The 21,152-nt window shown below is 72.3% G+C and carries 20 protein-coding genes; 11 read left to right on the top strand and 9 right to left on the bottom strand.

The window, feature by feature from the left end:
* Positions 1–209: 209 nt before the first annotated feature.
* From E4U91_RS08850 to E4U91_RS08860, 3 genes are read left to right on the top strand one after another with little or no spacing between them, the layout of a single operon-like run.
* Positions 210–1,097, top strand: a complete 888-nt coding sequence (locus tag E4U91_RS08850; RefSeq protein WP_137306333.1) for an ABC transporter substrate-binding protein — start codon at positions 210–212, stop codon at positions 1,095–1,097.
* Positions 1,094–1,975, top strand: coding sequence for an amino acid ABC transporter permease (locus tag E4U91_RS08855; RefSeq protein ID WP_241678535.1), 882 nt, complete (start codon positions 1,094–1,096; stop codon positions 1,973–1,975). The genes E4U91_RS08850 and E4U91_RS08855 overlap by 4 nt, the downstream gene beginning before the upstream one ends.
* Positions 1,976–1,995: 20 nt before the next feature.
* A complete protein-coding gene (locus E4U91_RS08860; protein WP_137310731.1) occupies positions 1,996–2,724 on the top strand; it encodes an amino acid ABC transporter ATP-binding protein in 729 nt (242 codons plus the stop codon).
* A 73-nt stretch (positions 2,725–2,797) separates the two neighbouring features.
* On the opposite strand, the gene aroQ is transcribed toward E4U91_RS08860, so the two are convergent.
* Positions 2,798–3,271 carry a type II 3-dehydroquinate dehydratase gene (gene aroQ / locus E4U91_RS08865; RefSeq protein WP_137306334.1) on the bottom strand — a complete coding sequence of 158 codons (474 nt, stop codon included), beginning with the start codon at positions 3,269–3,271 and terminating at the stop codon, positions 2,798–2,800.
* A 105-nt stretch (positions 3,272–3,376) separates the two neighbouring features.
* Here aroQ and E4U91_RS08870 point away from each other — a divergent pair, with 105 nt between their 5' ends.
* On the top strand, positions 3,377–4,423 hold the full coding sequence (locus E4U91_RS08870; RefSeq protein WP_137306335.1) for a S66 family peptidase: 1,047 nt from the start codon (positions 3,377–3,379) through the stop codon (positions 4,421–4,423).
* Between the two features lie 48 nt (positions 4,424–4,471).
* Here the strand turns inward: E4U91_RS08870 and E4U91_RS08875 are convergent, their stop codons facing one another.
* The 6 genes from E4U91_RS08875 to E4U91_RS08900 form a co-directional block, all read right to left on the bottom strand.
* Entirely contained in the window at positions 4,472–5,572 is a 1,101-nt protein-coding gene (locus E4U91_RS08875) for a calcium:cation antiporter (RefSeq protein ID WP_137310732.1), read from the bottom strand.
* A 148-nt stretch (positions 5,573–5,720) separates the two neighbouring features.
* A complete protein-coding gene (locus tag E4U91_RS08880) occupies positions 5,721–6,698 on the bottom strand; it encodes a TerC family protein (RefSeq protein WP_137306336.1) in 978 nt (325 codons plus the stop codon).
* A 223-nt stretch (positions 6,699–6,921) separates the two neighbouring features.
* Entirely contained in the window at positions 6,922–8,967 is a 2,046-nt protein-coding gene (locus tag E4U91_RS08885) for a TerD family protein (protein ID WP_137306337.1), read from the bottom strand.
* Between the two features lie 47 nt (positions 8,968–9,014).
* A complete protein-coding gene (locus E4U91_RS08890; RefSeq protein ID WP_137306338.1) occupies positions 9,015–9,593 on the bottom strand; it encodes a TerD family protein in 579 nt (192 codons plus the stop codon).
* 194 nt (positions 9,594–9,787) lie between these two features.
* On the bottom strand, positions 9,788–11,944 hold the full coding sequence (gene uvrB / locus E4U91_RS08895; protein WP_137306339.1) for an excinuclease ABC subunit UvrB: 2,157 nt from the start codon (positions 11,942–11,944) through the stop codon (positions 9,788–9,790).
* A 40-nt stretch (positions 11,945–11,984) separates the two neighbouring features.
* Positions 11,985–12,848 carry an MHYT domain-containing protein gene (locus E4U91_RS08900; protein ID WP_137306340.1) on the bottom strand — a complete coding sequence of 288 codons (864 nt, stop codon included), beginning with the start codon at positions 12,846–12,848 and terminating at the stop codon, positions 11,985–11,987.
* A gap of 283 nt (positions 12,849–13,131) precedes the next feature.
* Between E4U91_RS08900 and E4U91_RS08905 the strand changes: the two genes are divergently transcribed.
* The 4 genes from E4U91_RS08905 to E4U91_RS08920 all read left to right on the top strand — a co-directional run bounded on the left by E4U91_RS08905 (position 13,132) and on the right by E4U91_RS08920 (position 16,572).
* Positions 13,132–14,022 (top strand): glycerophosphodiester phosphodiesterase, encoded by an 891-nt coding sequence (locus tag E4U91_RS08905; RefSeq protein WP_137306341.1) that lies wholly within the window; start codon positions 13,132–13,134, stop codon positions 14,020–14,022.
* A gap of 76 nt (positions 14,023–14,098) precedes the next feature.
* Positions 14,099–14,653: a methylated-DNA--[protein]-cysteine S-methyltransferase gene (locus tag E4U91_RS08910; RefSeq protein WP_137306342.1), complete on the top strand. Its 555-nt coding sequence runs from the start codon at positions 14,099–14,101 to the stop codon at positions 14,651–14,653.
* 84 nt (positions 14,654–14,737) lie between these two features.
* Complete coding sequence (locus E4U91_RS08915; RefSeq protein WP_241678536.1) at positions 14,738–15,646, top strand: pseudouridine-5'-phosphate glycosidase; 909 nt, start codon at positions 14,738–14,740, stop codon at positions 15,644–15,646.
* Positions 15,631–16,572 carry a carbohydrate kinase family protein gene (locus tag E4U91_RS08920; RefSeq protein WP_137310733.1) on the top strand — a complete coding sequence of 314 codons (942 nt, stop codon included), beginning with the start codon at positions 15,631–15,633 and terminating at the stop codon, positions 16,570–16,572. Before E4U91_RS08915 ends, E4U91_RS08920 begins: the two co-directional genes overlap by 16 nt.
* Positions 16,573–16,619: 47 nt before the next feature.
* Here E4U91_RS08920 and E4U91_RS08925 read toward each other — a convergent pair whose 3' ends face one another.
* Positions 16,620–17,414, bottom strand: a complete 795-nt coding sequence (locus tag E4U91_RS08925; RefSeq protein ID WP_137306344.1) for a methyltransferase domain-containing protein — start codon at positions 17,412–17,414, stop codon at positions 16,620–16,622.
* Between the two features lie 317 nt (positions 17,415–17,731).
* On the opposite strand from E4U91_RS08925, the gene E4U91_RS08930 reads away from it, so the two are divergent.
* On the top strand, positions 17,732–18,859 hold the full coding sequence (locus E4U91_RS08930) for a magnesium and cobalt transport protein CorA (protein WP_137306345.1): 1,128 nt from the start codon (positions 17,732–17,734) through the stop codon (positions 18,857–18,859).
* Between the two features lie 30 nt (positions 18,860–18,889).
* On the opposite strand, the gene E4U91_RS08935 is transcribed toward E4U91_RS08930, so the two are convergent.
* Positions 18,890–19,540 carry a nucleoside/nucleotide kinase family protein gene (locus E4U91_RS08935; RefSeq protein ID WP_174867777.1) on the bottom strand — a complete coding sequence of 217 codons (651 nt, stop codon included), beginning with the start codon at positions 19,538–19,540 and terminating at the stop codon, positions 18,890–18,892.
* Positions 19,541–19,590: 50 nt separating this feature from the next.
* On the opposite strand from E4U91_RS08935, the gene E4U91_RS08940 reads away from it, so the two are divergent.
* Complete coding sequence (locus E4U91_RS08940; protein WP_137306347.1) at positions 19,591–20,352, top strand: DUF2293 domain-containing protein; 762 nt, start codon at positions 19,591–19,593, stop codon at positions 20,350–20,352.
* A 241-nt stretch (positions 20,353–20,593) separates the two neighbouring features.
* Positions 20,594–21,073, top strand: a complete 480-nt coding sequence (locus E4U91_RS08945) for an anthrone oxygenase family protein (protein WP_137306348.1) — start codon at positions 20,594–20,596, stop codon at positions 21,071–21,073.
* Positions 21,074–21,152 lie beyond the last annotated feature (79 nt).

Consider the following 21,152-nt stretch of genomic DNA (forward strand, 5'->3'; position numbering starts at 1 on the left):
TTCCCCGGGCGGTTCGTTGCGCGGTCAACTGGGGGCAGGCCCGCGCGGGATGACGGCTCCCGCTCGGCAGGGCCGCCGGTCCACCTCATCCCCCGCCCTCGGCCGGCGGCCCGGGCGGGCGTTCACACGGCCGCAACACCCGTTCCCACCATGCGGACAGATGATCGCATGACCTCGACAAACGGGACCCCGGGTGTCAATCTCCCGCCATGCACCCTGCTCCACGCGCGCTGCGCCGTGCCGTCGTCGCCGTCACCGTCGCCCTGCTCGCCACCGCTGTCGGCTGCGCCCCGCAGCCCGAGGAGTCGACGAACGCCTCGCCCTCCGGATCGACCGCGAGCACCGCCTGCGCCCCGGGCAAGCTGGCCACCAGGACCTCCGGCAAGCTGACCGTCGCCACCGACGAACCGGCGTACGAGCCGTGGTTCAAGGACGACAAGCCCGCCAACGGCCAGGGCTACGAGTCGGCCGTGGCCTACGCCGTGGCCCAGCGGCTCGGGTACGACAAGAGCGCCGTGGTCTGGCAGAGCGTGCCGTTCAACAAGGCGTTCGCGCCCGGCGAGAAGACCTTCGACTTCGACGTCAACCAGGTGTCCATCAGCGACGAGCGCAAGAAGGCCGTGGACTTCTCCTCCGGCTACTACGACGTGCGCCAGGCGGTCATCGCGCTGAAGGGCACGAAGGCCGCGCGGGCGAAGAGCATCGCGGACCTCAAGGGCCTCAAGCTGGGCGCGCAGGTCGGCACCACCAGCCTGGACTACATCGACGACGTCGTGCGCCCCACCCACCAGGCGGCCGTCTACGCCAAGAACGACCAGGCCAAGTCCGCGCTGAAGAACGGCCAGGTCGACGCCATCGTCACCGACCTGCCGACCGCGTTCTACATCACCGCCGCCGAGGTGACCGACGGCACCATCGTCGGCCAGTTCGAGAACAAGGCCGGTACGCCGGAGCAGTTCGGCCTGGTGCTCGACAAGGGCAGCGCGCTGACCTCCTGCGTGACGACCGCCGTCGACGCCCTGCGCAAGGACGGCACGCTGGCCCGGCTGGAACAGCAGTGGCTCTCCGACGCCGTCGACGCGCCGGTGCTCAAGTGACCGTGACGGAGGAGCAGTCCGGCGCGCGGGACGAGTACGTCCCGTCGCCGCGGCGGCTCGAGCGCGAGCGCTACCGTCGCACGCGTGCCCGCCGCGCCACGGCCGTCGCCGCCCTCTCGACCCTCGTCACCGGCGTCGTCCTGTACCTGGTCGTCGTCAACGCGCCCGGCTGGTCGCGCACCCGGGAGACGTTCTTCGACGCCCACTACGCGCGCGAGGCGTTGCCGAAGGTCCTGGAGGGCCTGTGGCTGAACGTCCGGCTGCTGCTGGTGTGCGGCGCCGCCGTACTGGTCCTCGGCATGCTCATCGCCATCGCCCGCACCCTGCGCGGCCCGGTGTTCTTCCCGCTGCGCGCCCTCGCCGCGGCGTACACGGACTTCTTCCGCGGGCTGCCGCTCATCATCAACCTGATGATCGTCGTCCTCGGGGTCCCGGCGCTGCGCCTGCAGGGCGTGACCGTCGACCCGGTACTGCTCGGCGGTACGGCGCTGACGCTGACGTACTCGGCGTACGTGGCCGAGGTGTTCCGCGCCGGCATCGAGTCGGTCCACCCCTCGCAGCGCGCGGCGGCCCGCTCGCTGGGCCTGACCAACCGGCAGGCGCTACGGCACGTCGTCCTGCCGCAGGCGGTGCGCCGCCAGGTGCCGCCCTTGCTGAACGACCTCGTGTCCCTCCAGAAGGACACCGGTCTCGTGTCGATCGGCGGCGCGATCGACGCCGTACGGGCCGCGGACATCATCGTCGGCCGCAGCCTGAACTACACGCCGTACATCGTCGCGGGCCTGGTCTTCGTGGCGCTGACCATCCCGATGACGCGGTTCACGGACTGGGTGACGGCCCGGATGGACCGCCGGCGGGCCCAGGGAGGAGCACTGTGAGCGACGCGCCCGTGCTGCGGATGGAGTCGGTCCGCAAGACCTTCGGCGGATCGGTCGTCCTGCGGGACGTCGACCTGGAGGTCGCGCCGCACACGGTGACGGCCCTGATCGGCGCCTCCGGTTCCGGCAAGTCCACCCTGTTGCGCTGCGCCAACCTGCTGGAGGACATCGACGACGGCGCGATCTGGCTCGACGGCGAGGAGATCACCGACCCGCGCGCCGACCAGGACGCCGTACGGCGCCGCATCGGCGTGGTGTTCCAGGCGTACAACCTCTTCCCGCACATGACCGTGCTGGAGAACATCACGCTCGCCCCGCGCCGCGTGCACGGCGTCCCGCGCGCGAAGGCCGAGGCACACGCGCGTGAGCTGCTGGAGCGGCTGGGGCTCCTCGCGAAGGCGGACGAGTACCCGGACCGGCTGAGCGGCGGCCAGCAGCAGCGGGTGGCAATCGTGCGCGCCCTCGCGGTGCGGCCACGGCTGCTGCTGCTCGACGAGGTCACCGCCGCCCTCGACCCCGAGCTGGTCGGCGAGGTGCTCGGCGTCGTCCGCGACCTCAAGGCCGACGGAATGACCATGGTGCTGGCCACGCACGAGATGGGCTTCGCGCGGGAGGTCGCCGACCAGGTGTGCTTCCTGGACGGTGGGGTGGTCCTGGAGCGCGGGACGGCCGAGCAGGTGTTCGGCGACCCGCAGCAGGAGCGCACCCGGCGCTTCCTGCGGCGGATCGTGGAGGCCGGCCGCCTGTAGGAGGGGCGGTCGGGGTCCCAGGAGGCCGGGGGCGCCCGCGTCCCCGGAGAGGCAGGGGTGCCCGCGGAGGTACTTACGCGTCGGCCTGCGCCGGTCCCGCCAGCGCGGCCACCCGCTCCACGCCGAACGCGTACCCCTGCACCCCGCACCCCGCGATCACCCCGTCGGCGCGCAGCGAGACGTAGGAGTGGTGCCGGAACGACTCGCGCCGGTGGATGTTGGAGATGTGGACCTCGATCACCGGCAGGCCGTCGCAGGCGTTGAGCGCGTCCAGGATCGCGACCGAGGTGTGCGAGTAGGCGCCCGGGTTGATCACGATGCCGCAGTGATTCAGGCGTGCCTCGTGGATCCAGTCGACCAGCTCGCCCTCGTGGTTGGACTGGCGGAAGTCCACCGTGCCGCCGTGCGCCTTCGCCGTCCTGGCGCACAGCGCCTCGACGTCCGCGAGCGTGTCCTTGCCGTAGATCTCCGGCTGGCGCTGCCCGAGCAGGTTCAGGTTGGGGCCGTTGAGGATCATGATCGGGGCGCTGGCCAGGGTGCGGGGCACGGTTCCTCCGGTCCGTCGGATGGTTGCGGCCGGCCGTGCCGGACCGCTGCTCGAACCCGGTTTATCACGGTGCGCCGCCGGGGCGCGGGCCCGTAGCCTCCCGCCATGACGACGCCCCTGTACCCGCCCAAGCCCGCCCCCGGCGACCGCATCGCCGTCGTCTCCCCCTCCGCCGGCCTGCCGGGGCTCTTCCCGCGCCCCCACGAACTGGGCCTGGAGCGGCTGCGCACGGTGTACGGGCTGGAGCCGGTCGAGTACCCGACGACCCGCACGATGGGGGCGACGCCGCGACAGCGCGCCGACGACCTCCACGCGGCGTTCGCCGACCCGGACGTGAAGGCGGTCATGGCGACGATCGGCGGCGACGACCAGATCACGGTGCTGCCGCATCTGGACCGGGAGCTGATCCGGAGCTGTCCGAAGCCGTTCTTCGGGATGAGCGACAACACCAACCTGCTGGCCTACCTGTACGCCACGGGCATCGTCGGCTTCCACGGCGCCACCGTGATGGCCGCTCTGGGACGCCCCGGCGCCCTGCACCCGCAGACCGAGGAGTCGCTGCGGGCCGCGCTGTTCACCCCCGGCCCCTTCGAACTGCGGCCCGCCGAGCGCTGGCGCGACGTCGACGGCGACTGGGCCGACCCGAAGACCTTCGCGGCCGAGCCGGAGACCCGGCCCGGCACCGGCTGGGGCTGGGTGAACGCCGACCGGGTGGTGGAGGGCCGTAGCTGGGGCGGCTGCCTGGAGATCCTGGCGATGCTGCTGATGGCCGACCGCGAGGTCTCCCACGACCTGTCCGTGTACGAGGGTGGCGTGCTCGTGCTGGAGACCTCGGAGGAGATGCCGAGCGACACGGAGGTCTTCCGCACCCTGCGGAACATGGGTGAGCGTGGCCTGCTCCGGCGCTTCCCGGCGCTGCTGGTCGGCCGGCCCAAGACCTGGTCCTTCCAGCGGCCCCTCAGCCCTGAGGAGGGGGCCCGGTACGCCGCGGGCCAGCGCGAGGCGGTCCTGCGCGCGCTGCGGACCTACGCCCCGGACACGATGGTCGTCTTCGACGTGGACTTCGGCCACACCGACCCGCAGCTCGTCCTCCCCTACGGCGGCACGATCCGCGTCGACGGCCCGTCCCGGCGGATCACCGTCACCTACTGACGGTCGCTGGGCCGCCGGGCTCCCGCGTCCGGCCAGGGGTTGAGCAGGCTAGGGGTTGATCGCCAGTTCCAGGTAGGCCGCAAACAGCACGAGGTGGACGCCGCCCTGCAGGGGCGTGGCACGCCCCGGGACCACGGTCAGCGAGCTGACCACCACCGTCAGGGCGAGCAGCACCATGTGGGTGGGGCCCAGGCCCAGCACGAGCGGGCCGGACAGCCAGACGGAGGCCAGGGCGACCGCGGGGATGGTCAGGCCGATGCTGGCCATGGCGGAGCCGAGGGCGAGGTTGAGGCTGGTCTGCACCCGGTCGCGGCGGGCCGAGCGCAGGGCGGCGATGGTCTCGGGCAGCAGCACGAGCAGCGCGATGATCACACCGACGACCGCCTGGTGCAGTCCGGCCGCCTCCACACCGGACTCGATGGTGGGCGAGACGCCCTTGGCGAGGCCCACCACGCCGATCAGTGCCAACCCCAGCAGACCGAGGCTGATCAGGGCGGTGCGCGAGGACGGCGCGCCGGCGTGGTCGTCGCCCGTGATGACCTCGCCCTGCCGGGTGACGGGCAGGAAGTAGTCGCGGTGCCGGACGGTCTGGGTCGCCACGAACAGGCCGTAGAGGATCAGCGACGACAGGGCCGCGAAGGTGAGCTGGACGGTGGAGAACTCCGGCCCCGGCTTGCTCGTGGTGAACGTCGGGAGCACCAGGCTGAGCGTGGCCAGGGTGGCGACCGTGGCGAGGGCCGCGCCGGTGCCCTCGGGGTTGAAGACCGCCGTGCCGTGGCGCAGGGACGCGGCGATGAGGGACAGTCCGACGATGCCGTTGCAGGTGATCATCACGGCGGCGAAGACGGTGTCTCGGGCCAGGGTGGAGCTCTTGTCCCCGCCGTCCGCCATCAGGGTCACGATCAGCGCGACCTCGATGATCGTGACGGCGATGGCGAGCACCAGGGAACCGAAGGGCTCACCGACGCGGTGCGCGACCACCTCGGCGTGGTGGACGGCGGCCAGGACCGCACCGGCCAGGATCAGCGTCACGACGGCCACGACCGCGCCGGGCAGATCGCGTCCCCAGGTGAGGACGAGCAGGACCACCGCGAGCACCGGCACGAGGGACGTCCACCGCTGTGTGAGCGACCTGAGCCGAGCGATCATGCTGCGATCGTCCCAGAGGGGCCCGGGGGCCGCACTCCGGCTGCTCGTCACGGGGTCGGTGGACGGTGGGTGGCCGGTGCTCCCGGAGCGGCGGTCGGCCGGCGCCGAGCGCCGCTCCTGGTGGTCCTGCTGCTGGGTCATGAACTCCTCAGACGTCGATGCGGTCCTTGGGCGCGGTCTCGGCCGTCTGCTTCCTCGTGGCCCGCAGGCTGGTGATCGTGGTGATGACCAGGACGGAGCAGATCACGCCGAGGGAGACGGGGATGCTGATCTCGGGGACGTGGACGCCGGACTCGTGCAGGGCGTGCAGGACCAGCTTCACTCCGATGAAGCCCAGGATCACCGACAGGCCGTAGCTGAGGTGGACCAGCTTCTTGAGCAGGCCGCCGATGAGGAAGTACAGCTGCCTGAGGCCCATCAGGGCGAAGGCGTTGGCCGTGAACACGATGTACGGGTCCTGCGTGAGGCCGAAGATCGCGGGGATCGAGTCGAGCGCGAACAGGACGTCCGTGGTGCCGATCGCGAGCATCACGACGAGCATCGGGGTCATGACCCGCTTGCCGTTCTGCTGGATCCACAGCTTGGTGCCGTGGTAGCGGTCGGCGACACCGAACCTGCGCTCGGCCGCCTTCAGCAGCTTGTTCTCCTCGAACTCCTCGTCCTCCTGGTCGGCCCGGGCCTCCTGGATGAGCTTCCAGGCGGTCCAGATGAGGAACGCCCCGAAGAGGTAGAACACCCACGAGAAGCTGGCGAGGATGGCGGCGCCCGCCGCGATGAAGATGGCCCGCAGGACCAGCGCTATGAGGACGCCGACGAGCAGGACGCGCTGCTGGTATTGCGAGGGCACGGCGAACTTCGCCATGATCAGGACGAACACGAAGAGGTTGTCGACGCTCAGCGACTTCTCGGTGATGAAGCCCGCGAAGAACTCGCCGGCGGGCTGGCCGCCGCCGAAGAGCAGCAGGCCGAGTCCGAAGAGTCCGGCGAGGGCGATCCAGACGCCCGTCCAGATGCCCGCCTCTTTGAGGGACACGTCGTGCGGTTTGCGGCCGATGAAGAAGTCGACCGCGATCAGGGCGGCGAGGCCCACGATCGTCAGGACCCACAGGGTCATGGAAACATCCACTGCGCCTCCGGCAGGACGTAACGGCAGGTAGTCAGCGTCGTTGCGCTGCCGGAGGTCTCTTCCACCCGCGAGGGCCGGCGTCCCGGGATCCCAGTTGATCCGTACTGACGAGAGCGCCGCAGTCAGGGAGTACTCCCCTCCGTGCGGACTACGGTACCCCAATGACCAAGAAAGAGTAAAGTGCTTGGCAAAAGACAGATCAAAATCCCAGCTCAGTGGCCCTTTACGAACGCTTGGTGCGAGCGGCCGCGACCTGCCGCAGGACCATGTCGAGGACCCCGCTGCCGGGCGGCACGAGCGCCGGCTCGTACGTCCAGGCGTGACCGACCCACGGATCGGCCAGATGGTCGTCGGGCACGGGCGTCAGCCGCAGCAGGGAGCGCCACAGCGGATCCAGCAACGGACCGTAACCGGCGGCGTCCTCCCGGTCGGCCACCATCATCAGGTGCACGCCGACGGCCGGCCCTTCGTCCGCGAGGTAGCGCAGCTGGGTCACGGCACGGTCGTCGAAGCCGTGCGGGAAGTCGTTGACGACGAGCAGCTGCTGGGCCGTGTCGAAGTCGGGCGGCAGGGAGTCCGCCACGCCACCGCGCAGCGCCATCTGCACCAGGTCGACGCGCTGCGTCAGCCGGCCCAGGACGTCCGCGACCCCGGCCGCGCCGCGCGCCGGGGGCGCGGCCAGCACTCCGGCCCGCACCAGCGGTGCCAGGGCCTGGGTGCCCGAGCCGGCCGGGTCGACGACGTGGACGGTGAACTCGTCCGCCGGGTACACCGCGAGCAGGCGCGCCGTGTGCGCCACCGCCGACTCCATGGCCAGGCGGCGCCGCTCATGGGTGTCGACGAAGACGTCGTCGGCCATCGCCGTGCGTCCGCTGTCGATCCACAGACCACGCTCCAGCGGCAGCCGGACCAGCAGCGGGATGCGCAGCCGGTCGCTCTCGGGCAGGCCGAGGTCCCCGATGCGCAGGGCCATGGGGATCTCCATCGGCACGCGGTAGGCGTGCCACACGGGGTTGTCCCAGCCGGCGAAGGCCGGCGGCAGCGCCGGCTCGACGACGTCGGCCTCGGCGACGAGCTGGGCCAGGTCCCGGTCGAGGGCCTGACGGGCCTGGTCGACGAGCTGGGTCTGCCGGGCGAGGGCCGCCTCGCGGGCCGCGTCGCCCTGACCGCCGATCCGGTTGCGCGGATCGGACAGGACCTGGTCGATCTCCTTCTCCAGGCGTGACTCGGCGAAGTCGACGGCGCTGCGGTAGGCGGCCGTCGTACGGGCCAGGTCCTCGAACATGCCCCAGATCTGGTTGTAGAGGCGCTCCTCCATGGACCAGCCGGTCGCGTCGCCCGCGACGGGTTGGGCGGGCTGTCCGGGAGCGGCCGGGGGCGCGGTCGGCGGGGGCGGCGGCGGAGCCGAGGTCGCGCGGCGCGGGTGGCTGTAGTCGATCGGGCCGCCGGCGGGGCCGGTGGGAGGCGGGGTGGGGCCGGGGGCCGACGGGTCCGCCGGCGCCGGACCGGGCGGCTGGCCCGTCCCGGGGACCGCGACCGGCGGGCCGGGCGGGGAGCCGGGGGTGCCCTGGGAGGCGTACGGCCCGGCGGGGTTCTGGTGGTCCTGGGTGCCGTAGGACGCGGGACCGCTCTGGTCCGGGCCGAGGGCGGACGCGGCCGTCTGCCGGGACCGGTCGCCGTCGGCCGTGCGCGGCGGCGGGGCCTGGACGGAGCGGGCGAGCCCCTGGGCCACGGCCTCGTGGATCCCGGACGCGAGCTGCTGGGCCTGCGGCAGGCCCTGGTCGGTGAGGAGCTCGGCGAGTCCGCCGGCGTACCCCTGGCCGACCGCCCGGACCTTCCAGGCGCCCTGGCGCCGGTACAGCTCCAGGGCGACGACGGCCGTCTCGCTGCCCAGGCCCGTGAGGGTGTAGCTGGCGACCTCGCTGCCGTCGAGTCCGGTGACGGCGACGAAGGGGGCGGCGACGGCGCCGAAGCGGACCGGGCCGCCGCCCGCCTGCGGGAGGGAGAGCAGCACGTGCACCCGGTGCACACTCTCCGGCATGGCGTCCAGGTCGACCGCCAGACGGTGATCGGCGGCCGCCTGCCGGGAGACCTCCAGGCCGGGCAGGGTGGGCGTCCCGGGGTGAGCCACCCACTCGACGCCCCGCACGGTGCCGCCGTCGTCGCCGAGCGTCGCGGCGACCACCACGGGCGTGCCGGCCGAGACCCTGATCTCGAGGTGGGCCTGGGACAGCGGGTGGTTCTGCCCCCGCACCAGCTCGGCCGTCATCGCCTTCCCCCTGTGTCGCGTCTTGTGTTGTCGGTGCGGTCGCCGTACTACAGCAGCGGCAGGATGGCCGGCATCAGGTCCTGGAAGGTGCGGCCGTTGGCCGGGGTGCCGAGGGCGGTCATCGTCCAGCCCGGACCCGAGCGGTGGACCTTCGCCATGACCTGGGCCGTGTAGGCACCGCCGCCCGCGAGGGTGTAGCGGGCCAGCTCCTGGCCGTTGGTCTCGTCGACCAGGCGACAGAACGCGTTCTGCACCTCCTGGAACGTCTGGCCCGTGAAGGAGTTCACGGTGAAGACGATCTGGTCGATGTGGACGGGCACGCGCGACAGGTCCACGAGGATGGCCTCGTCGTCGCCGCCCTGGCCGACACCGCCGACGAGGTTGTCGCCGGTGTGGCGCACGGAGCCGTCGTCGCTCACCAGGTGGCGGAAGAAGACGACGTCGACGGGCTGCTTGTCGGCGAAGAGGACGGCCGAGGCGTCGAGGTCGATCTCCCGCGTACGGGAGCCGAACAGGCCACGCCGGGGGGCCGCCTGCCAGCCGAGACCCATGCGCACCGCGGTCAGGCTGCCCCCGTCGTTCTTCTGCAGACTGATGGCCTGACCCTTGGTCATGTTGACGGTCACGCGCTGATTCCCCTCTCGAACGTCCCCTGTTGCCGCGGTCTGCGCGGTTGACCTGAACCCTACGCAAGGGCACTGACAGTGCCGTACCCGGGAACGCACTTTGTGTCGGTCTTGCAACACAGCGCGTGGGCGGGTACGGCACGTCGGCGCCGGGCGTGGACGGTGCGGCCGGACCGGGGCGGGCCGGCCGCACGTCAGGCCAGTCCGGCTTCCTTCATCTGGCGCAGTTCCTTCTTCATCTCCGAGACCTCGTCGCGCAGCCGGGCGGCGATCTCGAACTGCAGGTCCGCGGCGGCGGCCCGCATGCGCTCGGTCATCTCCTCGATCTGCGCGGCGAGGTCGGCGGCGGGGCTGTCGGTCGGGACGGTCTCGCGGGCCTTGCCGTGCGCGGGCTTGACGGTCTTCGAGCCCTTGGCGCCCTTGAGGGACTTGTCGCCGAGCGAGGGCACCGGCGCCTTGGTGGGCCGCCCGTCCTTCTTCGCCCGGTAGCCGGTTCCCAGGAGCTGCTCGGTGTCGATCTCCTCGCGCGCGATCTGGGAGACGATGTCGTTGATCTTCTTGCGCAGCGGCTGGGGGTCGATGCCGTTCGCCTTGTTGTAGGCGACCTGCTTCTCCCGGCGGCGGTTGGTCTCGTCGATCGCCCGCTCCATCGCGGGGGTGATCTTGTCGGCGTACATGTGGACCTCGCCGGAGACGTTTCGCGCGGCGCGGCCGATGGTCTGGATCAGCGAGGTGCCGGAGCGCAGGAAGCCCTCCTTGTCGGCGTCCAGGATGGCCACCAGGGACACCTCGGGCAGGTCCAGGCCCTCACGCAGCAGGTTGATGCCGACCAGGACGTCGTACTCGCCGCTGCGCAGTTCCCGCAGCAGCTCGACCCGGCGCAGGGTGTCGACGTCGCTGTGCAGGTAGCGCACCTGGATGCCCAGCTCCAGGAAGTAGTCGGTGAGGTCCTCGGCCATCTTCTTGGTGAGGGTGGTGACCAGGACGCGCTCGTCCTTCTCGGTGCGCTTGCGGATCTCGTGCACCAGGTCGTCGATCTGGCCCTCGGTGGGCTTGACGACGACCTGCGGGTCGACGAGGCCGGTGGGGCGGATGATCTGCTCGACGACGCCGTCGCCGCGGGACAGCTCGTAGGTGCCCGGGGTCGCCGACAGGTAGACGGTCTGGCCGATGCGCTCCTGGAACTCCTCCCACTTCAGCGGCCGGTTGTCCAGGGCGGAGGGCAGCCGGAAGCCGTGGTCGACGAGGGTGCGCTTGCGGGAGGCGTCGCCCTCGTACATGGCGCCGATCTGCGGCACGGTCACATGCGACTCGTCGATGACCAGGAGGAAGTCTTCCGGGAAGTAGTCGAGCAGCGTGTTGGGCGGGGACCCGGGCAGGCGGCCGTCGAAGTGCATCGAGTAGTTCTCCACGCCGGAGCAGGTGCCGATCTGGCGGAGCATCTCGATGTCGTACGTGGTGCGCATGCGCAGGCGCTGCGCCTCCAGGAGCTTGCCCTGCTTCTCCAGCTCGGCCAGCCGGTCCCCGAGCTCCTTCTCGATGTCGTTGACGGCCCGCTCCATGCGCTCGGGGCCGGCGACGTAGTGGGAGGCGGGGAAGACGTACAGCTGCTGCTCGTCGCTGATGATCTCGCCGGTGAGCGGGTGCAGCGTGGTGAGCGCCTCGATCTCGTCGCCGAACATCTCGATGCGGACGGCGAGCTCCTCGTACACCGGGAAGATCTCGATGGTGTCGCCGCGGACGCGGAAGGTGCCGCGGGTGAACGCCATGTCGTTGCGCGTGTACTGGATGTCGACGAAGCGGCGCAGCAGCAGGTCCCGGTCGATCTCGTCACCGACCCGGAGCGGCACCATGCGGTCCACGTACTCCTGCGGGGTGCCCAGGCCGTAGATGCAGGACACCGAGGCCACCACGACCACGTCACGCCGGGTGAGCAGCGAGTTCGTCGCCGAGTGGCGCAGGCGCTCGACCTCCTCGTTGATCGAGGAGTCCTTCTCGATGTAGGTGTCCGACTGCGGGACGTACGCCTCGGGCTGGTAGTAGTCGTAGTACGAGACGAAGTACTCGACCGCGTTGTTCGGCAGGAGCTCGCGGAACTCGTTGGCCAACTGGGCGGCCAGCGTCTTGTTCGGCGCCATCACCAGGGTGGGTCGCTGAAGCTTCTCGATCATCCACGCGGTGGTGGCGGACTTGCCGGTGCCGGTCGCGCCCAGCAGGACGACGTCCTTCTCACCCGCCTGGATGCGCCGGGCCAGGTCGGCGATGGCCGCCGGCTGGTCGCCGTTGGGCTGGTAGGGACTGACGACCTCGAAGGGCGCCACCGTGCGTTCGATCTGGGAAACGGGCCGCATGCCATCAACCGTACGACCCCCCACTGACAACGGGCTCGGGTCAGCGGTTCTGGGCCGTGCGGTGCTCCAGCCGGAGGTCCCTGCGGCCGGGGCGCACGGCGGGTCGCCGCCCGGCCCGCGGGGCGGGCGCGTGGGCCGGTACGCCGGGCTTGTGCTCGACCGGCGTCCAGTCCGGCCCGCCCATCACCATCAGCGGGTCGAACAGGACGACGACCCCGGCCAGGCACAGGAAGGCGAGCGGGCCGATCAGCATCGGCGCGAGGAGCGCGGCGGGCGAGTCACCCGTGACGGGCGCGCCGGAGTGCAGGTGGACGCTCGTCGCGGCCATGCCCGTGTAGTGCATGCCCGTGACGGCGAGCCCCATGACGAGGCTCGCGCCGACGCTCCACACGAGTCCCCGCACCTGTCCCGCGGCCCACAGGGCCGCGGTGGCGGCGGCCATCGCGATGACCACGGAGAAGCCGACGGTCAGGGTGTTGTACTCCAGCTGTCCGTTCAGCTCCAGGCTCGCCATGCCCAGGTAGTGCATGGAGGCGATGCCGAGCCCGGTGAGGGTGCCGCCGGTGAACAGCGCCGTTCCGGAGGCGCCCTTGTAGCCGACGATGAAGATCCCGACGCCCACCATGAGGATCGCGACGCCCAGGCTGGCGTACGTCAGGGGCTTGTCGTAGTGGATCGGTGCGCCGTGGACCGTGAAGCCCATCATGGCGACGAAGTGCATGGTCCATATGCCGGAGCCGATGGCCGCGGCTCCGAGGGCGAGCCAGCCGGGGCGCCAGGAGTGCGCGACGAGCATGGCCCTGGTCGTGCAGCGCAGGCCGAGGGCACCACCGAGGCAGGCCATCAGGTAGGCCACCAGCGGGGTGACGAGTCCGTAGCTGAATCCGTCGACCGTGCCCTGCATGCGCGGCTGCCCTTCCGCCGTGGTACTCGAATTGCCCGAAAGCGCCCCCTCCCACGACCGCACGGGCGGTCGTGGTCGACGCAGAAAGTATGACTGCCACCGGAACGGTCGAACGACTCTGCGGCAAAGAAACACGACCTTGCCACATCTGCGGCAGGACCGGGCAGGCTCGGACAACCACGCTCAGCGTGCCGTCGTGCCGCACCCCCGCGTCGTTGACTCTGTGCTGTCACAGTGGAGCTGTACGTGAGGGCCCGGAGTCCGCTCGACACGAGGAGTACGCATGCACGTGCGCGTTGCCGCCCTGACCACCGCGCTCCTGGGCCTAGTGGCCCTCCTGCTGCCGGCCTCCGACGCCCGGGCGGGACTGACCGGCACCGAGCCGGCGCGGGTTCCGGCGCCGGTCGTCGTAGCGCACCGGGGTGCCTCCGCCTACGCGCCCGAGAACACCCTGGCCGCCGTCGACGAGGCCGCCGCCCGGGACGCCCGCTGGGTGGAGAACGACGTCCAGCGCACCAAGGACGGCGAGCTCGTGGTGATCCACGACGACGGGCTGGGCCGGACCACGGACGTGGAGGACGTCTTCCCGGACCGTGCTCCGTGGAAGGTGAAGGACTTCACCGCCGCCGAGATCGCCCGGCTCGACGCCGGCAGCTGGTTCTCCCCCGCGTACGCGGGCACGCGTGTGCCGACGCTGGAGCAGTACCTGCGCACGGTCGAGTCCCACCACCAGGGCCTCCTCCTGGAGATCAAGAATCCGGAGCTGTACCCGGGGATCGAGCAGCAGATCCTCAAGGAGCTCGGCGACGACAGCTGGCTGGACCAGCGGCACCTCGCCGGCCGGCTGATCGTGCAGAGCTTCAGCGCCGACAGCCTGCGCACCGTGCACGCGCTGCAGCCGGAGGTGCGCACCGGCCTGCTCGGCATGCCTAAGGCGGCCGACCTGCCCGGGTACGCGCGGTTCGTCGACCTGGTCAACCCCTCGCACACGTCGCTGTCCGCCGCCTACGTCTCCGCGGTGCACGCGCAGACGGGGCCGCACGGTGTGCCGCTGCGGTTGTTCGCCTGGACGGTGGACGACGCGGACACCGCGCGCACCGTCGTCGGGTACGGCGCCGACGGACTGATCAGCAACAAGCCGGACGTGGTGCGGCAGGCGGTGTCCGGGCACTGATCGGACGAACGGCGTCGCGGCCGGGCCGGGCTCGGCTCCCCGCAGCGCTGTCAGTGGGCCGCCGTACCGTGGGGGCATGGACAGCCAGGGGCAGTACGAGCAGCAGGTCGTGTGGGCCGTCGTGGGGACCGCCATCGGCCCCCTGCTGCTGGCCGCGACCCGCGAGGGTCTGGTCAACGTCGTGTTCCACGCGACGGACCCGGTCCGTGAGAAGGCGCTCGCCCGGCTCGCGGAGCGGCTCGGCACGACGCCCGTCGAGGCGCCGGACTCACCGCTGCTGGCCGAGGCGATACGCCAGGTCGACGCCTACTTCGCGGGCGAGCGGCACGGCTTCGCGCTGCCGCTGGACTGGTCGCTGATCTCCGGCTTCAACCGCCAGGTGCTGCGCGCGCTGGCCGAGGGCGTGCCGTACGGCGCGGTGGTCGGGTACGGCGATCTGGCCCGGCGGGTGGGGCAGCCGGGGGCCGCGCAGGCGGTGGGCATGGCGATGGGCTCCAATCCGCTGCCGGTCGTGGTGCCCTGCCACCGGGTCGTGGAGAGCGGCGGCGGGATCGGCGGGTTCGGGGGCGGTCTGGAGACCAAGCGCAAGCTGCTGGCGCTGGAGGGCGTGCTGCCCGAGCCGCTGTTCTGAGGTCGTGCCGGGTCCGGGCGGGGGTTTGGCGGGGCGTGCCGCCCGCCAGGGATGAGGGGAGGGCGACGGACAGGAGGCAGGCGCGTGACGTCGGTGGTGTCGGAAGAGGTACGGGAAGCGGTGGGCGCGCGTCGCCCGGTGGTGGCGCTGGAGTCCACGATCATCGCCCACGGGCTGCCCCGCCCGCGCAACCTCCAGGTGGCGCTGGAACTGGAGACGGCGGTCCGCGCGGAGGGCGCCGTACCGGCGACCATCGCCGTGCTCGACGGGCGGCCGCACATCGGTCTGGACGAGAAGCAGGTCGAGCGGATCGCGAACGAGGACGGGATCCGCAAGCTGGGCCACCGTGACCTGCCGCTCGCGGTGGCCGCGGGCGCCAGCGGGGCGACGACCGTGTCGGCGACGGCGCTGCTGGCGGCGCGTGCGGGGATACGGGTGTTCGCGACCGGTGGGCTCGGCGGAGTGCACCGGGAGTGGACGGTGACGCAGGACGAGTCGGCCGACCTGGGACTGCTGGCGCGTACCAGGCTCACCGTGGTGTGCGCCGGGGTGAAGTCGATCCTGGACGTGCCGGCGACGCTCCAGCGGCTGGAGACGCTGGGTGTCGCGGTGGCCGGTTACGGCACGGACCGCTTCCCCGGCTTCTACCTGTCCGACTCCGGGCACCCGGTGGACTGGACGCTGGAGACGCCGCAGCAGGTGGCCGGGGTCATGCGGGCTCAGGACGCGGTCGGGGGGCCGGAGTCGGCGCTGATCGTCGCAAACCCCGTCCCGGAAGACGAGCAGTTGGATCCGGAGCTGCACGCGCGGGTGCTCGCCGAGGCCCTGCGGGCCTGCGCGGCGGAAGGCGTCACCGGCCAGGCCGTCACCCCCTTCCTGCTGGACCACCTCGTCCTCCACACCGACGGCGCCTCCCTGGAGGCCAACCTGGCGGCGGTGCGCGGCAACGTGCGCTTGGCGGCGCGCATCGCGGCGGCCTGGGCCGGGGCGTGACGACGGAGGCGGCGGGCGGCCCCGGTGGCGGGGCCCTGCTGGTCGTGGGGGACGTGGTGACCGACGTCGTGGCGCGGCACCGGCAGCCGCCGGCCGCGGGCACGGACACGGCCGCCGAGATCCGCACGCTGCCGGGCGGAGCCGGCGCCAACGTGGCGTGCTGGGCGGCATACACGGGGTGCGCGGACGTGCGCCTGCTGGGCCGCGTGGGCGCGGACGCGGCGGCCTGGCACGAGCGCGCGTTGCGCGCGGCCGGGGTGCGTCCGGTGCTCGTCGTCGATCCCGAGGCACCGACCGGGACGGTGATCTGCCTGGTCGACGCGGGGGCGGCGGCGGAGCGCACCTTCCTCACCGACAGCGGGGCGTCGCTGCGGCTGGAGCCCGCGGACTGGTCGGAGGACCTGCTCGACGGGGTCGTGCGGCTGCACCTGTCGGGCTACCTGCTGTTCTCGTCGTCCGGGCGTGCCCTCGTGCGCGTGGCGTCGGCGTCGGCCCGCGCGCGGGGTGTGTCGACGAGTCTGGATCCGGCGTCGGCCGGGTTCCTCCGCGAGCTGGGTGCCGAGCGCTTCCTCGACCTCGTGAAGGAGGTGGACGTGCTGCTGCCGAGCCGGGACGAGGCCTGTCTGCTGACGGGGCTGCCGGACCCGGAGGACGCGGCGGCCGAGCTGAGCCGGCGGGTGCCGCTGGTGGTGACCAAGTGCGGCTCGGACGGCGCGGTCGTGGCCCGGGCGGGCACCCTCGTCGCCCGCGTCGCCGCGGCACCGGCGGATCCCCGGGACACCACGGGCGCCGGGGACGCCTTCACGGGGGCGTTCCTCGCGGCGCTGATGTCGGGCACGGAGCTGGAGGCCGCGGCGGCGCAGGGGTGCCGGGCGGGCGCGCGGGCGGTGGAGCGGGTGGGGGGCAGGCCACCGGAGCGAGGGTGAGCGGAGGTACCGACCGCGCGGCCCGAGGGCTTCGTCCCGCGGCGTCCTTACTCCTTCCTCCCCCACGCCGAGATCATCGGTGCCGTGGCGAAGTCCATGCCGCCGGCCTCGATGTGGGCGAGGTGGCGGTCGATGTCGTCGTCCGTGGCGCGGCCCGTCCTCACCAGCTCGGCGCGGACCTGACGGATCGTGGCGGACTCCAGGGCCGCGCCGGCGGGGGACGTGAGGGGGAAGTAGGCGTCGGCCTCGACCCGTTGCAGGCCGGCCTCGCGCAGGAGGCGAGGGAGGCGACGGCCGTAGGAGAGGTCGGCGCCGCGTTCGGCGAGGAGCCGGCGGAAGCCGGTGCGGAGCCGGTTCGCGAGCTGCTGCTCGGGTCCGTGTTCGTCGGGACATGCCAGGGGCTGGAGCGCCGGGTCGGCGTCCTCGACGAGGAGACGGCCGCCGGGGCGCAGGGAGCGGGCCATCGACCGCAGCGCCCGGTCCCGGTCGGGTACGTGGACGAGGACGAGCCGGGCGTGCACGAGGTCGAAGTCCTCCCCCGGCGGCTCCTCGGCGCCCACGTCGTGGACGCGGACCTCGACCGGCGGGCGGGCCACGGGCCCGAGGCGTGAGGTGTCGATGTCCGTCGCCACGACCTGGCCCGTGGGGCCGACCTTCTTCGCCAGCCAGGACACCACGGAGGTGCCGCCGGCGCCCACCTCCCAGCAGCGCAGGCCGGGGCCGACGCCGAGCCGTTCGAGGTGACGGAACGTCGTGGGGTCGAAGAGGGAGGCGAAGGCGTCGAAGCGCTCGCCGGCCTCGCTCTGCCGGTTGTCGAGGAGGTAGCCGTCGGGTCGCGTCATGCCGTGGTCATCCCGGTCGCTCCGGATGTCGGAAGGGGTCGAGGCGGCGAGCGTACCGCCGACGGCAGGCCCCGGACGGCCGACGCGTCGCACGTCGCACCACCCGAAGTCGCCCTGTCCGCAGGCGGGAACAGAACGGGACCCGAACTTTTCCACAGGCGGGAACACGGCGGGATCCGACCTTTTCCACAGGCTTGCCCGGCGTCTGCGCGGGACTGACACACTGACGAGCCAGGACGCGGGAACGCGACCCGATGCAGGAAGACGAAGGGACGCTCCGCGCAGCGGACGCGGGAGATCCACGCAAGGAGATCCAGATGACCATGGCAGGAAATCTGCGGAAGGTCACCGGCCTCGGCAGGGTCGGTGGCCTCCGCAAGGTGGCACGGCTGGCCCGTCGGCGCCCACGGGTCGACCTGAGCCACCCCGCACGGTCGCCGCTGGGCTCCTCCGTGGTGAACTGCGTGGCCTACCAGGACGGACGGCGCGCACCGGTCGGCGCGGACCTGGTCGACACGGTCCGCCGCGTACGCAAGCACGGGGAGGGCTTCGTCTGGCTCGGGCTGCACGAGCCGACGGTGGAGGAGTTCGCGGGCGTCGCGGAGCTGTTCGACCTGCACCCGCTGGCCGTCGAGGACGCGGTCGAGGCGCACCAGCGTCCGAAGGTGGAGCGGTACGGCGAGACGCTGTTCGCGGTGTTCAAGACCGTCTGCTACGTGGAGCACGAGAAGTTGACGGCCACCAGCGAGGTCGTGGACACGGGCGAGATCATGGTGTTCGTCGGCCAGGACTTCGTGATCACGGTGCGGCACGGCCGGCATGGTTCGCTCGGCCCGCTGCGCGAGGAGCTGGAGGCCGATGCCGCGCAGTTGACCAAGGGGCCGTCGGCGGTGCTGCACGCGATCGCGGACCACGTGGTGGACGACTTCCTCACCGTCACCGACCTGATGCAGGCGGACATCGATCAGGTGGAGACGGACGTCTTCGCGGAGAACGGCGCGCGGGCCGACCCGGGCCGCATCTACCAGCTCAAGCGTGAACTGCTGGAGCTCAAGCGGGCCGTGGTGCCGCTCGGGCGCCCGCTGCTGGACCTGGCCGACCGGCCGATGCGGGTGGTGGAGCCGGAGATACAGGCCTACTTCCGTGACGTCTCCGACCACCTGCTGCGGGTCACCGAGCAGATCGCGGCCTTCGACGAACTGCTGAACTCCATCCTGCAGGCCCACCTCGCACAGGTGACGGTCGCGCAGAACGAGGACATGCGCAAGATCACCGCGTGGGCCGCGGTGATCGCCGTGCCGACGATGGTGTGCGGGGTGTACGGCATGAACTTCGACCACATGCCGGAGCTGCACTCGAGGTTCGGCTACCCGTTGGTCATCGGGGTCATATCCGCGGCCTGCCTGGTGCTGTACCGGGGCTTCAGGCGCAACGGCTGGCTCTGACCCGGGGGTTCGGGACACTGGCCGACCGGGCTACGCGGCCCCCCGGTTCCAGGCGGGGTGGCGCGGGTCGTCGGCGCGGATGACGACGTCCGCCGTGCCCGCCGGGTCGGTCTCCCGCTCGTAGCGCTCGAAGGCGGGCAGCGTCCACCGGTCGGCGTCGGGGGTGCGGCGGCGCAGGGCGGGCGGGGACATCAGCACGTGGACGGTGAGGTCGAACGGGAACCAGTGACGCATCAGGAGGGGGCCGTGCAGCAACAGCACGCCACCGGGCGGTAGGTGGACGTAGGCGCTGCGGGTGGCGCGGTCGGCCACCGGGTCCCAGAGGTCGGGCAGGACACGGCCGTCGCCGTCCGGTTCGAGGGGGTTGAACACCTCGCGCCACAGGGCGCCGGTGTCGAGCCAGCCGTCGTAGTAGGCGTCCAGGTCCTGGTGGCCGTACTCCAGGCGGACGGACGCGGGGCGGAGGAAGCCGTGGGCGTCGACCACGCGGGAGGCCCGGCCGCGGACGCGCAGCGCCTCGGCCACGCGGTCGGCGAGGTCGCCGGGGTGGGCCGCCGGTGCGCCGTCGATCGCGACGCGCGGCCAGGGGCTGCCGTCGGCCGGCTTCAGGTCGAGCAGCCGGTCGGCCAGGAGGTCGCCGAGCCGGTCCCAGGTGATCGCTTCGAATCGCACACGGCCCATGATGCGCCGACCGGCACGGGCCGTCGCAACCGACCGAGGAGGTACGTCGTATGGCACCGTCCGCAAGGCCCCCGGAGCGCCGGGGGTTCCTGGTCATTCAGCCGCTGAAGCGCCGGTACTGCGTGGCGTGCCGGCGCGGGCCGTTGTCGATGCTCGTCCTGGAGGACGCGGCGCCGCGGTGCCTGGGCTGTGCCGATCTGGGCCACCTGGTGTTCCTGCCGCGCGGCGACACCGCGCTCACCCGCAGGTCCCGGGAGGAGAGCACGCTGTCGGCGGTGGTCGTGCGGTTCAACCGGCGCAGGGCGCGTTACGAGCGGCAGGGCGTCCTCGTGGAGGAGGCGGCGCTCACCCGGGCGGAGGGGCGGTGCCTCGCCGACGCGGAGGCCCGGCGGCGGCGCAGGGTGCGCGACGCGCGGCGGCGGGCGGCACAGGACGTGCGGTTCGCGGCGGCTTTCGCGGCCGAGGTCCGCCGTCTCTTCCCGGGGTGCCCGGTCGAGCGCGCGGGGGAGATAGCGGCCCATGCGTCGGTGCGCGGCAGCGGGCGGGTCGGCCGCAGCGCGGCGGGCCGTGCGCTGTCCGAGGGGGCGGTGGTCTCGGCGGTCGTGGCGTCCGTACGGCACGTGGACACGCCGTACGACCGGCTGCTGATGGCGGGCGTGCCGCGGCAGGAGGCGCGGCGGCGGATCGCGGCGGGCGTGGAGGCGGTGCTGCGGCAGTGGCGGGACAGGACGGCGGACTCGGGCCCGCTTCCCGCACCGGGTCCGCTTCCCGCCCCAGGTCCGCGCACGGGGGTGGCCGCCGTCGACCAGTGACGGGCGGGTGGAGGCGGACGCCCGGCGACGGGCGGGTGGAGGCGGGCGCCCGGCGACGGGCGGGTGGAGGCGGGCGCCCGGCGACGGGCGGGTGGAGGCGGGCGCCCGGCGACGGGTGTGTGGACGTCCGCGCATGGGGTCGCGCGTTCCGGCCATGGTCACGGATCATGGTCCGGGCTTCACTTGGGGTGACGGAAGGTCCGGTCGGGCCGCCGACGGGACTGTAGGAGCGGGGAGAGTCATGATCGAGGGGCCGTATCTGGTGCTCGGGGTGCTGGGTGTGCTCGCGACGGGCCTGATGGCCGGGGTGTTCTACGCCTTCTCGGTGCTGGTGATGCGGGGCCTCGGTGCGCTGCCGCCCGCGCAGGGGGTGGCGGCGATGAAGGCGATCAACACCTCGGCGCTGACGCCGGCGTTCATGGTCGTGTTCCTCGGGACGGGAGCGCTGTGCGCGGTGATCGCCGTGGTGACGTTCGTACTGTGGCCGGAGAGGGGCACGGTGGAGCTGCTGCTGGGCAGCGGGCTGTACCTGGTGGGCGCGTTCGGGGTGACGGTCGCCGCGAACGTGCCGCGCAACGACGCCCTGAGGCAGCTGGAGGCGGGGACGTCGGAGGCGGTGCGGTACTGGCCGACGTACGTGCGCGAGTGGAGCGTGTGGAACCACATACGCGCCCTGGCTTCGCTGGCGGCTGCGGTCACGTACGCGCTGGCGCTCGTCTGAGCCGTGCACGCGGCCCGGCGGTGGGAAAGCGCTGTCGTCCCCCTCTGCGCCAGTGGCCGGGGGCACGTATCGTGGCCGG

This window comes from Streptomyces lasalocidi (assembly GCF_005280215.1).
Classification (GTDB): Bacteria; Actinomycetota; Actinomycetes; order Streptomycetales; family Streptomycetaceae; genus Streptomyces; species Streptomyces longwoodensis.